The organism is Natronomonas gomsonensis, assembly GCF_013391635.1.
Taxonomy (GTDB): Archaea; Halobacteriota; Halobacteria; order Halobacteriales; family Haloarculaceae; genus Natronomonas; species Natronomonas gomsonensis_A.
This window is the reverse complement of sequence record NZ_JACAWU010000002.1, coordinates 453,794-468,514: the sequence shown is the minus strand read 5'-3', so window position 1 is coordinate 468,514 and position 14,721 is coordinate 453,794. Positions and strand designations below refer to the sequence as shown.

Sequence of the window (14,721 nt, the reverse complement as noted above, 5' to 3'; positions counted from 1 at the left end):
GGTCAGTCCCACGTAACCCACGTAAGGAACGCGAGGCCGCCAAACTCGAAGACGCGGAGGGTTGCGAGCGCGAGTTGGGCGGGGTACGGAACCATGTTGGGGTCGTGAATCCACGCCGAGAGGCCGGCGTGGAAGATGAACAGGTACGCGGCGAGGGCGTTCTCACCGAGGAGGAACACGCCGAAGAGGACGAGTCCGAGAGTGTGTTTCGACCGGAGTTCCCACCAGTTGCCACCCCAGACGTACAGTAGGGCACCCAACAGGAGGATGTTCAGGACGGCAAACACCTGGACGATACTGACGAGCACTATGAACCACCTAACTTATCGACGTACATATACTCTTACCCAAATTCCGCCCATACTCAGATCACTTTCCCGATTATCTCCTCGACGGTGTCCCAGTGGACGCGTGCGGACTCCGTCGGGAGATACACTTTCCCGTAGTCGTCGCCGCTGTCGGTGACGACGTTGTTCTCCTCGAGGACATCGAGGTGGTGCCGAACCGTCTTGTAGTCCAACTCGAGGTCCTCGGCCAACTGGTTGGCGTTTCGCGGCCGCTCGTCGAGTGCACGCAGAATGCGGGCGCGGTTGGCACCGCCACGCGTGCCCGAGAGTACGTACCAGAGGGCCGCCTCCATTAGCGACATCCACACATCCAAATGACGTAAAATAGGGGGGTATCACTTCGATGTCATACGGTGAATAGGTGTCCGTCGGTTGGCACGTCGAAGACGCCGATTCGGGCGCCGGCGTCCATCCAGCCGTGCCCGTAGGAGAACGACGCCAACGCGTTGACCAAATCGTCTTCCTCCCGGAAGTGCCGGCCGTCCTCCAGATACGACCGGGCCATCTCCTCGAACTCCTCGCCGGCCTCGTACAGGGGCGTCCCCTCCTGGGCGGCGATGTCTGCGGCGTCCAGCGCCGCCGCCAGCAGTTCCTCGTAACGGTTCGTCTTCTCCTCGAGGTCTGCAGCCATACGGAGGTCCTCGCAGCGAAAGAACAAAAACGGCGAGGCTCGGCGGTCGAGCGTCGCTTCTCGGCGGTTACAGTTCCTCGCTGGAGCCGAGCGGGCCGCCGAGACGTTCTTTGGCCTCCTCTTCGAGTTTGAACCGCTGGACCTTCTGGGTGGCCGACCGCGGCAGTTCGTCGACGAAGAATATCCGTCGCGGGTGGGCGTACGTCGCCACGTGGTCGAGGCTGAACTCGCGGAGTTCCTCCTCGCTGCGGTCGGCGCCCTCTTCGAGGACCACGAAGGCGACCGGCGCCTCACCTTTGATTTCGTGGGGGGCGCCGACGACGGCAGCCTCCGCCACGTCGGGGTGTTCGTAGAGTGCGTCCTCGACTTCCGCCGGGTAGATGTTCTCCCCGCCGGCGATTATCATGTCGTCGGCGCGGTCGACCATCCAGAAGTAGCCGTCCTGGTCGACGCGGGCGATGTCCTCGGTGTAGAAGAAGCCCTCGTCGTCGAAGACCGCCTGCGTCTTCTCGGGGCGGTTGTAGTACCCCTCGAAGACGGTCGCCGACCGAATCGCGATTTCGCCGGTGACCTGCTCCTCGTCGGAGAAGTCGATGTCGTCGCTGGGGTTCGGTTCGAGGTCGTCCGTCGAGATGCGGGTCTCGCGGGTGTCGGGGTCGACCAACTTGATTTCGATGTTCCGGAGCGCCGGACCGATACAGCCGGCGGATTTCCGGACGCCACGGGAGGGTTCGACACAGCCGGCCGGCCCAGTTTCGGTCATCCCCCAGCCTTCGGTCATCGGGACGCCCCACGCCTCCTCGATGGTGCGTCGGGTGTCGTCGGCCAACGGGGCAGCTGCACAGATAACGTCGGTCAGCGACTCCATGTCGTAGGCGTCGGGGTCCTGTCGGTACACCTGCCACATCATGTTGTACAGCGCGGGGACGCCGGCGAAGTTGGTGACGTCGTTGTCCGAGATGGTCTGCAGAATCATGTTCGGGTCCGGCCGCGGAATCATGTGCATCTCCGCGCCGTTGTAGAGGTAGGTTCCCTGGATGGCGTTGAGCGCGTAGATGTGGAACAGCGGCAACACGAGGACGATGCTGTCGTCGGGGTCGATCGGGAGTCCGCCCTTCGCGTAGGATTCGATGGTCGAAAGGAGGTTCTCGTGGGTCAGAAGCACCCCTTTCGGCTTGCCGGTCGTCCCAGAGGTGTAGGGCTGACACGCTACGTCGTCGAAATCCCGGTCGACGGTGTCGAACTCGTCGGATGCCTCGGCGACGGCCTGGGAGTAGTTGACGACGCCGTCGTCGCTCACGCCGGAGACGTAGACGTTCGACACCCCGGCGTTGTCGGCGAGTTCGGTCGGCCCGATGATGCGGCCTTCCTCGGTGTCCATCCCGCCGGCGAGCAGTGGCGACCCTATCATGTGGTCTACGTCGCCATCCTGGAGGACGAACTCGAGGGTGTTGGGGTCCATCCGGAGGTTCAGCGGAACCGGAATCGCGCCCGCTTTGATCGAGCCGAAGTACGACTCGGGGAACTGGTCGGTGTTAGGAATGTAGAGGCCGACGCGGTCGCCCGGTTCGACGCCGTTGTCGACGAGCACGTTCGCGACGCTGTTGGCCGAGGACTCCAGTTCGTTGAAGGAGGTCTCCTGACCCATGAACGTAATCGCCGTCTTCTCGCCATATCGGTCGGCAGCCATCGAGGGGAGGTCACCCATGTTCCGCAAGGGTGCACCGTTATAGTGTTCCATGGTAGCGTCCGCAACTCCGAACGGCACCTATTAAAGATTCTCCCGGCTAAAATCGGTGGAAAAACCCTCTCCATCGGGGGATACGGAGTGTCGACGGGGACCGGCTACAGCGTTCCCGCGACGTAGCCGACCGCCGCTGTCGCGGCGACGCCCAACACGAGCAGGCCGTAGTTGGCTATCGGATTCGACGCCCGCGCGACGCTGAGCGAGTAGTCGGTGCCTGACAGCGGCCACAAAAGCGGAACGCCGGCAGGCGTAAGCGCGTCCGCGAGCAGGTGAGAGCCGACGCCGACGACGGCGACGACTGCCCCAAATCCGGTCGCCAAGACGGGGTCGACGCCGACCCGCTGTCCCACGATGAATCCCGAACCGCCGAGAGTCGCCGTGACGACACTCAGGAACAGCAGGGTGTGGGTGATGCCGCGATGTTCCAGAAACGGCACGCGGAGGTCGTAGTCGGGGAGCCGCGAGAGTCCGACCGAGCCGATACAGCCGGCGATGGCGACACCTGGGTCGACCGACAGCAACAGGAACCCGACGGGCGCGTACACGAGCAGTGCAGCGCCGTAGTGCCCCGTCTTGTACATACCCCCCGTTCGACGCCGGGAGGGAAGAACCTGTATATCGGCCGCCCCACGGGCCAGTATGGCAGTCGACGTTTTCGGTCCGTTTCTGATTCCCGCCGGCCTGTTTTTCCTCGGCGTCGTCTTCTACGGCGTCGTCGTGCTGCTGGGACGACTGCGCGACGAAGACGACTACCGCACCGACGAGTAAACTAGTCGACATCGGGGAATCAGTTTTACCGACGGGGGTCGAGTGAGAACTATGAGCGACGACGCGATGGGCCGGTTTCCGGTCCCCGACCACGATGAGTTGCCAGAGGACATCCGCGAGCGAATCGAAGAAGAGACCGAACAAGCCGGTTTTACGCCGAACGTCTTCGAGGGCTTCGCCTACAAGCCGAGTCACTTCCGGGCGTTCTTCGCGTATCACGACGCGCTGACCGAGGACACGCCGCTGGAACGGGAGGAAATCGAGATGCTCATCGTCACCGTCTCGGGCGTCAACGACTGTCTCTACTGCGTCGTCGCCCACGGTGCCCTGCTGCGCATCTTCGCCGACGCGCCGAAACTCGCCGACCAACTGGCGACGAACCACCGCACCGCCGACCTCTCGGAACAGCACCGCGAGATGTTGGACTTCGCCGTAAAGCTCACCGAAGAGCCGGGGCAAGTCGGCGACGAGGACCTCGAAGCGCTCCGCGAAGTCGGATTCTCCGAGGAGGAAATCTGGGACATCGGCAGCGTCGTCTCGGTGTTCAACCTCTCGAACCGGATGGCGACGTTCGCCGACATGCGTCCCAACGACGAATTCTACGGGATGGGTCGCTGACGGCACGGAAGCGCGGGGTTCATACTCCCGGCCCCGTTACGCCGAGGTAGATGCGCGTCGAGACGCTGGGAGACGGCGACCCCGAAGTTGCTATCGTCGGTGGGATACACGGCGACGAGCCGTGCGGCCCGAACGCCGTCGACGACCTCCTCGAAGCCGACCTCGAAATCCAGCGACCGGTGAAACTCATCGTCGCAAACGAGAGGGCTCTCGAAGCCGGCGTCCGCTACCTCGAAGAGGACCTCAACCGCGCCTTCCCCGGCGACCCCGAGGCGGACACCCACGAGGGGCGACTGGCACACGAACTGCTACGGGAGATTCGCGGCTGTGACATCCTCTCGCTGCACTCGACGCAATCGTACGCCGCTCCCTTCGCACTCGTCGACGAGATGGACGGCTACGCCCGGTCGGTGTGTCCGTACCTCTCCGTCGAGGCGGTCGTCGAGACAGCCGGCTACAGCACCGGCCGGCTCATCGCCTACCCCAATGTCGTCGAGTTAGAGTGTGGCATCCAGCGGTCGGCGTCCGCGACCAAGAACGCCAAACAACTCGCTCGGGAGTTCCTCGTCGCAACGGGGGTCCTCTCGGGGGAGACCGGCAGCGGCCGACACCACCCCCTCCCGGTGTTTAGACTGGAACGACAGATTCCGAAACCGGTCGGTGAACGATACGAGGTGTTCGTCGAGAACTTCGAGCGCGTCGCGGAGGGCGAGGCAATCGCCGCCGTCGACGGCGAGGAGCTGTTCTCCGAGACGCCGTTTTACCCTATTCTCCTGTCGGCCTACGGCTACGAGAACGAGTTCGGCTACGCGGGCGACCTGGTGGGTCGACTCGACGGCGACGAACCCGCGGTCCCGGCCCGAGAGAGCGCTTCGGCCCGCGCCGACGGCCGGAACCGATAGCTAGTACCACGTTCCGCCGGCGTCGACGGCTATTTCTTGGGCGGTTACCTTCCGTGCGTTCGGCCCCGCGAGGTAGGCGACCTGTTCGGCAACGTCGGATTTCGGAATGTAGAAGTCCGGTAGTGCGAAGTCGTCGGGCCCGATGCTCGCCGGTTCGGCGTTCTCGACGGTAGCGAGTTCGGCCTGTTTGGCGACGACCTCCTCGATTCGGTCGCCCTCGACCGGACCCGGGAGGACACTGTTCACCGTCACGTCGTCGCGGCCGAGTTCGTAGGCGAGTGTCCGCGTGAGTCCGACGAGTCCCATCTTCGAGGCGGCGTACGGCGAACGGTTCGGATAGGGTCGCTTCCCGCCGATAGAGGCGATGTTGACGACGCTTCCCTGCTCGCTGTCGCGGAGGTGCGGTGCGGCGTGTTTCACACAACTCAGTGCGCCGGCGACGTTGACCGCCTGTACGTCGAGGAAATCCTCGGAGTCGACGCGGTCGAACGGTTCGACTGGCCCCGCGACGCCGGCGTTGTTGACCACACAATCGAGGCTGCCGAACCGCTCGACGGTTGCCTCGATTGCGGCTTCGACGCTGTCTTCCTCGGTTACGTCGCACTCCACAGCCAGCGCCTGTTCCTCGCCGATTGCGTCGACGGTTTCGTAGATGCCGTCGCTCCGTGCGGCGACGGCGACGTTCGCGCCACGGTCGGCGAACGTTTCGGCGATTTCCCGTCCGATTCCGCCGCTTGCGCCAGTGACGAAGGCAGTGACGTTCGATAGCACACGGCGGCACGCGGCGCCGTCGAACAAAAACGTTCGGCTACTCCTCGGCGGCGGCGAACTCGACGAGCGTCAACTCCCGGTCGAGCATGCAGTAGTCGTGCGGTGGGTCGCCGACGACCTCGGTAATCTGGTACTCTTCGTCGAACTCCGCGCCGGCGGGTTCACAGAACTCGTGGCTCGGACACTCGGTGTAAGGACACGGACCGGCGAGTTTGGCCTTGCTGCCGGCGTAGGCGGCGTTGTCGGGGACGTTCGCGAGGACGGGCGCGGGTTCGACTTCGACGGCGGTGACACCGGTGTCGTGGACGGCACACTCCAGGGTCCCCGAATCCCGGACGCCGGTCACGCGGTAGCGGCGCCCCTCGGTGAGGTTGAGACACTGCTCGCGGTAGGGACAGCCCTCACAGGCATCGGACTCGCCGCCGTAGACGAACTCGGTGCCCACCTCCGCGAGCCGTTCGCCGATGAGCGTGACCTTCGACATGTGTCGTCCTTTCCCCGGTGACGTGTTAAGGCCGTCGGCAGCTAGACTTTGCGTCCGGTCAGCTCGTCGAGTTTCTCGAAGTACCGTTCTCGCGGCACCTGGTACAGTTCCCGGTAGTCGATGTCGCCGTCGGCGAACCGATGGGTCAGGTCCACGGCGCCGTCCAGCGCCGCCGACCGGGTGTCGTAGGCGTCGGGGTCGCGATTCACCTCGGGTTCCAGATACAGCGTCACCATCCACGGCGCGTTCGGCGGGAGGTTGCGGTTGCCCTCCGGCCGGCGGGTCCGTCGACCGCGCGTGACGTAGACGGTCGGCAGACACGCTGCGGGGAACTCGCTGCCGTTGAACACGTCGGGGCGGTAGGCGAGGATGGCCCGAGTGTCTTCGGCGTTCCACACCTGCCAACCGTCGCCGAGCGCCGCCTCCTCGAGCATACACTGGCTTCGAACTCGGTCCCTATCAGCCCCTCGGTTTATAAACCACGTCAGTCACTCGTCTGACGGACGGGAAACCGAAGACGATTAATCCGGCGTCTGTTGCTGGTTTTGCGCCGACGGCTCGGCCGTGGTGCGTGTCAACTGCAGACAAGATTTATGTAGCAGCAGCACTCATATATAAGATAGTATCGGTGGCGTCGTCGCCACGTGCCGTCCCCGACCGTGTCGTTGTGCTCCGAGGCCGCCGGCCGGAATCGGGTCGTGGTATGTGGTGACGTACCGAGCCATCGAGACGACGGCCAGACGGCCAGCCCGGCTCCGCCGGGTGGGATGCGTGAGCGTCCCCGTGATAGAATGAGCGATATGGAAACACTCGAGGAACTCAGCAAGGAGTACAGAAGCTCGATTCCGTCGGACCTCCGCGAGACGCGGTCGTTCGACTGGTATCTCGAAGAACTGTACGACAGCCCGAAAATCGCCCGCAACGCCCACCAACGCGTCGCGGACATGTTCGACTACTACGGCACGTCGTACGACGAGGACGCCGGCGTCGTCGAATACGAACTCGCCTCCGAGGACCCGCTCGGCAACGGCGAGAACACCTTCTACGGCCGCGTCATCCACGAGGCCATCCACGAGTTCGTCAACAAGGTGAAATCGGGTGCCCGGGGGCTCGGGCCGGAGAAACGCATCAAACTGCTGCTCGGTCCCGTCGGCTCGGGGAAGTCGGACTTCGACCGACAGGTCCGACAGTACTACGAGGACTACACCACCCGCGAGGAGGGGCGGATGTACACCTTCCGGTGGACCGGCCTCTGTGACGTACTCAGGGACCAAGACCCAGCAGACGACGTGGTTCGCTCGCCGATGAACCAGGACCCGGTCGTGTTGCTCCCGCTGGAGCAACGCGAGGGCGTCATCGAGGACGTAAACGAGCGTCTCGACGCCCCCTACACCATCCGCAACGAGCAGGCGCTGGACCCTGCGAGCGAGTTCTACATGGACAAACTGCTGGAGTACTACGACGACGACCTCCAGTCGGTGCTGGAGAACCACGTCGAAATCGTCCGCCTGCTCGCCGACGAGAACAAACGGCAGGCCATCGAGACGTTCGAACCGAAGGACAAGAAGAACCAGGACGAAACCGAGTTGACCGGCGACGTGAACTACTCGAAAATCGCCGTCTACGGGGAAAGCGACCCCCGGGCCTTCGACTACTCGGGGGCGTTCTGTAACGCCAACCGCGGCATCTTCTCCGGGGAGGAGTTGCTCAAACTCCAGCGGGAGTTCCTCTATGACTTCCTGCACGCCACGCAGGAACAGACCATCAAGCCGAAGAACAACCCCCGAATCGACATCGACCAGGTCATCGTCGGTCGGACGAACATGCCTGAGTACCGCGACAAGAAGGGCGACGAGAAGATGGAGGCGTTCAACGACCGAACGAAGCGCATCGACTTCCCCTACGTCCTCCAGTACGAAGAGGAGGCGAAAATCTACCGCAAGATGCTGAAGAACGCCGACGTGCCCGATATGCACGTCGAGCCACACACCTTGGAGATGGCGGGGCTGTTCGGCGTCCTCACCCGCATCGAGGAACCCGACGGCGGCAACGTCTCGGTCGTCCAGAAGGCCAAGGCCTACAACGGCGAAATCGACGAGGGCGACGACATCGACGTGAAGAAACTCCGCGACGAGGCGAGCAATACCGCCGACATCGGCGAGGGGATGGACGGCGTCTCGCCTCGCTTTATCGGCGACGAAATCGCCGAGGCGCTGATGGATTCGATGCACCGAAACCGGATGTTCCTCTCTCCGCTGACGACGTTCAACCACCTCGAGGAGAACCTCGAAAACCACGGCTCCATCCCCGCAGAGAACTTCGAGACCTACTACCGCTATCTCGAATTGGTGCGCGAGGAGTACAAAGAACGCGCCATCGAGGACGTCCGACACGCCCTGGCCTACGATCTCGACGAAATCCAGCGACAGGGCGAGAAGTACATGGACCACGTGATGGCCTACATCGACGACGACACCGTCGAAGACGAAATCACGGGTCGCGAACAGGAACCCGACGAGAAGTTCCTGCGGGACGTCGAGGAGAAACTCAACGTCCCCGAGGACCGCAAGGACGACTTCCGACAGGAGGTCTCCAACTGGGTCTCCCGGCGCGCCCGCGAGGGTGACACGTTCAACCCACAGGACAACGACCGCCTCCGCCGTGCGCTGGAGCGCAAACTCTGGGAGGACAAGAAACACAACATCAACTTCTCGGCGCTGGTCTCCAGCGGCGACTTAGACGACGAGGAGCGCAACGCGTGGGTCGACGCCCTCGAAGAACAGGGGTACAGCACCGAGGGCGCAAAGGAGGTCCTCGAGTTCGCCGGCGCGGAGGTGGCGAAAGCCGAGATGGAAGGCGAGGAATGACCGGACAGGAGTACATCGACCGCGCCGACGACGCCCTTCGGGAGACGTACGAACCGCCGATGTCGCTTTCGGAGTACGTCGAGACGGTCTTCGAGAACCCGCGGACGGCGGCCCACGCCTCGAAGTACCTGCTCGAAGCCATCGAGGCCGCCGGCACCCGGACCGTCGTCGAGGAGGGTGAACGCAAAGAGCGGTATCGATTCTTCGACGACCCGCACAACGACGGCGAACACGCCATCCTCGGCAACACCGAGGTGTTGAACGCCTTCGTCGACGATTTGCGCTCCATCGCGGCCCGTCGCGGCAAAGACGAGAAGATACTGTGGCTCGACGGCCCGACGGCGACCGGCAAGTCCGAACTCAAGCGCTGTCTGGTCAACGGACTTCGGGAGTACTCCAAGACCGAAGCCGGCCGGCGCTACACCGTCGAGTGGAACGTCTCCGGGGCCGACAGTTCCCCGGGGATGACCTACGGCGACACGCCCGCACCCGACGAGGACGACTGGTACCCATCGCCGGTGCAGGCCCACCCGCTGTCGGTGTTCCCGGAGTCGGTCCGTGAGGAACTGCTCGCCGACCTCAACGACGCCTTGGACGACCACATTCCCGTCCATCTCGACGCCCGCCTGGACCCCTTCAGCCGAGAAGCCTACGACCACCTCGAAGAGCAGTACCGCCGACAGGACACCAGGGACCTGTTCTCGGCGGTCGCAGACGAAGACCACCTCCGGGTGAAGAACTTCGTCGTCGACGTGGGACAGGGCATCGGCGTCCTCCACAGCGAGGACGACGGCACCCCGAAGGAACGACTCGTCGGGTCGTGGATGGCCGGCATGCTCCAGCGGCTCGACTCCCGCGGTCGGAAGAACCCTCAGGCGTTCAGTTACGACGGCGTCCTCTCGCAGGGCAACGGCCTGCTGACCATCGTCGAGGACGCCGCCCAGCACGCCGACCTGTTGCAGAAACTTCTGAACGTCCCCGACGAGGGAACCGTGAAACTCGACAAGGGAATCGGGATGGACATCGACACCCAGATGATTATCATCTCGAATCCCGACCTCGAAGCGCAGTTGAACCAACACGCCGAACGCGAGGGCCAGGACCCCCTGAAGGCGCTGAAGCGCCGCCTCGACAAACACGAGTTCGGTTACCTGACGAACCTCTCGCTGGAGGCCGAACTCCTCCAGCGGGAGTTGACGAACGAGACCGACATCTGGGAAGCCGACAGCTACGAGCGGTTAGAAGAGCGGATTCGCCAGCCGGTCACGATTTCGGTGCGGAACAGCGCCGGCGAGGTACGTGAGCGCGAACTCGCACCGCACGCCATCGAGGCCGCAGCGCTGTATGCGGTCGTCTCGCGGCTCGACGCCGAGTCGCTGCCGCCCGGCCTCGATTTGGTCGACAAGGCACTCGTCTACGACCGCGGCTATCTCCAAGACGGCGACGAGCGCCGGTACAAGGAGGACTTCGATTTCGGCACCCCCGACGACGGCGACGGCGGCATCCCGGTGACCTACACCCGCGACATCGTCGCGGATTTGCTGTACGAGGACACCGAGCGCTTCCACGCCGAGTTGCCGGTCGAAGACGTCATCATGCCGCGTGACGTGTTGAACGCGATGGCGGGGCGCTTCGATGACGCCCCTGTCTTCTCGAGCAGCGAGCGCACGGAGTACGAGAACCGCCTCGTCCCGGTCAAGAACCACGTCTTCGGCCAGCAGGAACAGGACATCATCGACGCAATCATGCGCGAGAAGCGTGTCGACGAGGCGACCGTCGAGGAGTACATCGAACACGTCTACGCGTGGGTCGAGGGCGAACAGATAGAGAACGACCGCGGCGAACTCGAAGCCCCGGACCCGCTGAAGATGAAGGTGTTCGAAATCGAGCACCTCGGCCGGTTCGACGAGGCCGATTACGACGGCGCCGAACCGACCGAGGGCGTCGAGCGGTTCCGCGCCGAGAAGATAATTACGGCGTTGAACCGCCACGCCTGGCGGAACCGCGACGACGAGTTCCGCGTCTCCGACGTGGACCCCCGGGAGATTCCGGTCATCGAGACGGTGCTGGGGAGCCACGACTGGGACGACGTGCGACGCACCCACGAGGACCTCGACCCCAGCCAGTGGGACGACCCGCCATCGGGGACCGACACCGAGGCAATCAAAGAGGAGACGATTCGGAACCTCCAGGAGATGTTCGGCTACTCGGCGGCTTCCGCGGAGTTGACCAGCAGACACGTCATGGGACAGGTGAGTTACCGATGGGACTGAGAGACGACCTCGACCGCTTCCGTGAGGTCGGCGAAGCCAAGCGACAGGACCTCTCGGAGTTCATCCAGTACGGCGATTTGGGCCAATCGCGGCCCGACGAAGTGAAGATACCCATCAAAATCGTCGACCTCCCGGAGTTCGTCTACGACCCCCGCGACCAGGGCGGCGTCGGCAAGGGACAGGGCGGGACGCCCGACGTGGGCGACCCAGTCGGTCAGCCCGAACCGCAACCCGGTGACGGCGACGACGATGGCGACGGCGACGAACCCGGCGAGGAAGGTGGCGAACACGAGTACTACGAGATGGACCCCGAGGAGTTCGCCCAGGAACTCGACGAGGAACTCGGCCTGGAACTCGAACCGAAGGGCAAGAAGGTAATCGAGGAGAAGGAGGGCGACTTCACGGATATGACCCGGACCGGCCCCGCCTCGACGCTGGACTTCGAGCGACTGTTCAAGGAAGGGCTGAAGCGGAAACTCGCGATGGACTTCGACGGCGAGTACGTACGGGAGGCGCTGCGCGTCGACGGCTGGGGGCCGGCGAAGGTCTTCGAGTGGGCCAGAGCGAACCACATCCCCGTCTCGCGACCGTGGATAGTCGACGCCTACGAGTCGATTCCGGCCGACGAGCGGGACCGCTGGTCGTCCATCGAGGAGATGGAGCAAAACGTCGACAAGGAGTCGACGGCCGCCCGCATCCGCCGGGAAGGCGTCGACGAAATCCCGTTCCGACGCGAGGACGAACGCTACCGCTACCCCGAAATCATCGAGGAACGCGAGAAGAACGTCGTCGTCGTGAACATCCGCGACGTGTCGGGGTCGATGCGGCAGTCGAAACGCGAACTCGTCGAGCGGACGTTCACGCCGCTGGACTGGTATCTGACGGGGAAGTACGACAACGCCGAGTTCGTCTACATCGCCCACGACGCCGACGCCTGGGAGGTCGAACGCGAGGAGTTCTTCGGCATCCGGTCGGGCGGCGGTACCCGCATCTCCAGCGCCTACGAGTTGGCCGCGGCAGTCCTCGAAGAGCGGTACCCCTGGAGCGAGTGGAACCGCTACGTCTTCGCCGCCGGCGACTCGGAGAACTCCTCGAACGACACCGAACAGAACGTGATTCCGCTGATGGAGGCGATTCCGGCGAACCTCCACGCGTACGTGGAGACCCAGCCCTCGGGCAACGCCATCAACGCGACCCACGCCCAAGAGGTCGAAAGTCACTTCGAGGCCTCGGACAACGTCGCCGTCGCCTACGTCCAGAGCCCCGACGACGTGGTCGACGCCATCTACACCATCCTCAGTACGGAGGCAAACGAATGAGCACCGACGACCGACTCGAAAAGCAGCGCATCGCTGATGAGCTCGAAGAGCCGGCCCGCGAGGCCAACCGTCTCGCACGGAAACTGGGGCTGGACCCCTTCGACGTGAACTACTGGGTCGTCGACTACGACGAGATGAACGAACTCATCGCCTACGGCGGCTTCCAGTCGCGATACCCCCACTGGCGGTGGGGGATGGGCTACGACCGCCAGCGGAAACAGCGGCAGTTCCTCGGCGGGAAGGCCTTCGAAATCGTCAACAACGACGACCCCTCGAACGCCTTCCTCCAGGAGTCCAACGCGCTTGCCGACCAGAAGGCCGTCATCACCCACGTCGAAGCCCACGCGGACTTCTTCAAGAACAACGAGTGGTTCCGACTGTTCGGCACGTCGCCGGACGCCGCGGCGATGCTCGAACGGCACGGCGAAACCGTCGCCGAGTACATGGAGGACCCCGACATCTCCCGGGAGGCGGTCGAGGAGTGGATAGACCACGTCCTCTGTCTGGAGGACAACATCGACCAACACCGCACGTTCACGACGGCCGAAGGGTGGACCGAAGACGGCGAGATGCCCGAAGATCTCGCTGAGAACCTCGACGAACTCGACCTCTCCGAGGAGGTCCGCAAACAGGTGTTCTCCGAGGAGTGGCTCGACGCGATGGCCGACGACGGCGACGGCCCGACGTTCCCCGCCGAACCCGAAAAGGACATCCTCGCGTTCCTGCGTGCCCACGGGAAGGCCTACGACGACGACGCCGAGAAGGCCACCGACTACGAGGAGTGGCAACGGGAAATACTCGAAATGCTGCGGAAGGAGGCGTACTACTTCGCCCCCCAGAAGATGACGAAGGTCATGAACGAGGGATGGGCCTCCTACTGGGAGTCGAAGATGATGGCCGGGGAACGCTTCGCCGCCGCCGACGAGTTCGTCTCCTACGCCGACCACATGGCACAGGTGTTGGGCTCGCCGGGGCTGAACCCCTACAAACTCGGGTTGGAGCTGTGGCAGTACATCGAGAACCGACGGAACCGACGTGAGGTCGTCGAACACCTGCTGCGCGTCGAGGGCGTGACCTGGCGGAACTTCGCCGACACCGTCGACCTCGATGCGGTTCTCGAATCACTGGAACCTGACCCACTCGTCGCCGACCCGGTCACACACCTCGATTCCCTCGACCCCGAGGACCCACGCATCGATGCCGACGCGCTCGCAGCGGCGAGAGCGGGCGACATCGACGCCGAGACGTACCCCTGGAAACTGCTCACCTACGAGGGGTTGGCCGAGCGTCACTACTCGCTCGTCCGCCCGCAGAGTCGCGGATTCCTCAAGCGCATCTCCCAAGAGGAACTGGAACGCACCTCGCGGTACCTCTTCGACACCGACCGGTACACCACCGTCGAGGAAGCCGTCGAAGCGGTCGACCGCGCCGCCGGCTGGGACCGGATGCGTGAGGTCCGGGAGAGTCACAACGACGTCACGTTCCTCGACGAGTTCCTCACCGACGAGTTCGTCGACGACAACGACTACTTCACCTACGAGTACACCCACACGACTCGGGACTTTCGTGTGACCTCGACCGACGCCGAAGACGTGAAAAAGAAGCTCATGCTGCAGTTCACGAACTTCGGTAAGCCGACCATCGCGGTCCACGACGGCAACTACCGAAACCGCAACGAACTGCTCCTCGCCCACCACTACAACGGCGTCGGGCTGGAGTTGACCGAGGCCAAACAGACGCTCGAACGTGTCTTCGAGTTGTGGGGCCGTCCCGTCGCGCTGAAGACCATCGTCAAGGAAATCGACGAACACGACATCGAGGTCGCTCGCCGCCGAGACCGCGAACCCAAACCGACCGAGCGGGGGAGACTCATCCGTTTCGACGGCGAATCCTTCGAAGCGGAGGAGTTAGACGACGAGGAGATAGCCGACATCAGGGCGACCGAAGTGGACTACAACACCAAACCCGACGAGTGGCTCTGAGCGACATTCGCT

General features: G+C 63.8%; 15 protein-coding genes. 7 read left to right on the top strand and 8 right to left on the bottom strand.

The window, feature by feature from the left end:
• Positions 1–2: 2 nt before the first annotated feature.
• The 5 genes from HWX69_RS10770 to HWX69_RS10750 form a co-directional block, all read right to left on the bottom strand.
• Positions 3–308 (bottom strand): hypothetical protein, encoded by a 306-nt coding sequence (locus HWX69_RS10770; RefSeq protein ID WP_254860421.1) that lies wholly within the window; start codon positions 306–308, stop codon positions 3–5.
• A 56-nt stretch (positions 309–364) separates the two neighbouring features.
• The gene (locus tag HWX69_RS10765) at positions 365–640 is read right to left on the bottom strand and encodes an ArsR/SmtB family transcription factor (RefSeq protein WP_178917104.1); all 276 of its coding nucleotides are present in this window, start codon (positions 638–640) and stop codon (positions 365–367) included.
• 53 nt (positions 641–693) lie between these two features.
• Entirely contained in the window at positions 694–978 is a 285-nt protein-coding gene (locus tag HWX69_RS10760) for a DUF357 domain-containing protein (RefSeq protein ID WP_178917103.1), read from the bottom strand.
• A 67-nt stretch (positions 979–1,045) separates the two neighbouring features.
• Entirely contained in the window at positions 1,046–2,719 is a 1,674-nt protein-coding gene (locus tag HWX69_RS10755) for a class I adenylate-forming enzyme family protein (protein ID WP_246286501.1), read from the bottom strand.
• 104 nt (positions 2,720–2,823) lie between these two features.
• A complete protein-coding gene (locus HWX69_RS10750; protein ID WP_178917102.1) occupies positions 2,824–3,306 on the bottom strand; it encodes a metal-dependent hydrolase in 483 nt (160 codons plus the stop codon).
• Positions 3,307–3,364: 58 nt separating this feature from the next.
• Here HWX69_RS10750 and HWX69_RS18275 point away from each other — a divergent pair, with 58 nt between their 5' ends.
• The 3 genes from HWX69_RS18275 to HWX69_RS10740 are packed head-to-tail and all read left to right on the top strand — an operon-like array spanning position 3,365 to position 5,013.
• On the top strand, positions 3,365–3,493 hold the full coding sequence (locus HWX69_RS18275; RefSeq protein ID WP_281361568.1) for a hypothetical protein: 129 nt from the start codon (positions 3,365–3,367) through the stop codon (positions 3,491–3,493).
• 51 nt (positions 3,494–3,544) lie between these two features.
• Entirely contained in the window at positions 3,545–4,111 is a 567-nt protein-coding gene (locus HWX69_RS10745; RefSeq protein WP_178917101.1) for a peroxidase-related enzyme, read from the top strand.
• Between the two features lie 50 nt (positions 4,112–4,161).
• Positions 4,162–5,013: a M14 family metallopeptidase gene (locus HWX69_RS10740; protein WP_178917100.1), complete on the top strand. Its 852-nt coding sequence runs from the start codon at positions 4,162–4,164 to the stop codon at positions 5,011–5,013.
• Here HWX69_RS10740 and HWX69_RS10735 read toward each other — a convergent pair whose 3' ends face one another.
• From HWX69_RS10735 to HWX69_RS10725, 3 genes are read right to left on the bottom strand one after another with little or no spacing between them, the layout of a single operon-like run.
• On the bottom strand, positions 5,014–5,784 hold the full coding sequence (locus HWX69_RS10735) for an SDR family oxidoreductase (RefSeq protein ID WP_178917099.1): 771 nt from the start codon (positions 5,782–5,784) through the stop codon (positions 5,014–5,016).
• A 37-nt stretch (positions 5,785–5,821) separates the two neighbouring features.
• Positions 5,822–6,268: a UPF0179 family protein gene (locus tag HWX69_RS10730; RefSeq protein WP_178917098.1), complete on the bottom strand. Its 447-nt coding sequence runs from the start codon at positions 6,266–6,268 to the stop codon at positions 5,822–5,824.
• 41 nt (positions 6,269–6,309) lie between these two features.
• Entirely contained in the window at positions 6,310–6,702 is a 393-nt protein-coding gene (locus tag HWX69_RS10725; RefSeq protein WP_178917097.1) for a DUF5820 family protein, read from the bottom strand.
• Between the two features lie 357 nt (positions 6,703–7,059).
• On the opposite strand from HWX69_RS10725, the gene HWX69_RS10720 reads away from it, so the two are divergent.
• The 4 genes from HWX69_RS10720 to HWX69_RS10705 are packed head-to-tail and all read left to right on the top strand — an operon-like array spanning position 7,060 to position 14,709.
• Positions 7,060–9,135, top strand: a complete 2,076-nt coding sequence (locus HWX69_RS10720) for a PrkA family serine protein kinase (RefSeq protein ID WP_218644778.1) — start codon at positions 7,060–7,062, stop codon at positions 9,133–9,135.
• A complete protein-coding gene (locus tag HWX69_RS10715; RefSeq protein WP_178917095.1) occupies positions 9,132–11,408 on the top strand; it encodes a PrkA family serine protein kinase in 2,277 nt (758 codons plus the stop codon). The genes HWX69_RS10720 and HWX69_RS10715 overlap by 4 nt, the downstream gene beginning before the upstream one ends.
• Positions 11,399–12,727 (top strand): YeaH/YhbH family protein, encoded by a 1,329-nt coding sequence (locus HWX69_RS10710; RefSeq protein WP_178917094.1) that lies wholly within the window; start codon positions 11,399–11,401, stop codon positions 12,725–12,727. The genes HWX69_RS10715 and HWX69_RS10710 overlap by 10 nt, the downstream gene beginning before the upstream one ends.
• On the top strand, positions 12,724–14,709 hold the full coding sequence (locus HWX69_RS10705) for a SpoVR family protein (protein ID WP_178917093.1): 1,986 nt from the start codon (positions 12,724–12,726) through the stop codon (positions 14,707–14,709). The genes HWX69_RS10710 and HWX69_RS10705 overlap by 4 nt, the downstream gene beginning before the upstream one ends.
• Positions 14,710–14,721 lie beyond the last annotated feature (12 nt).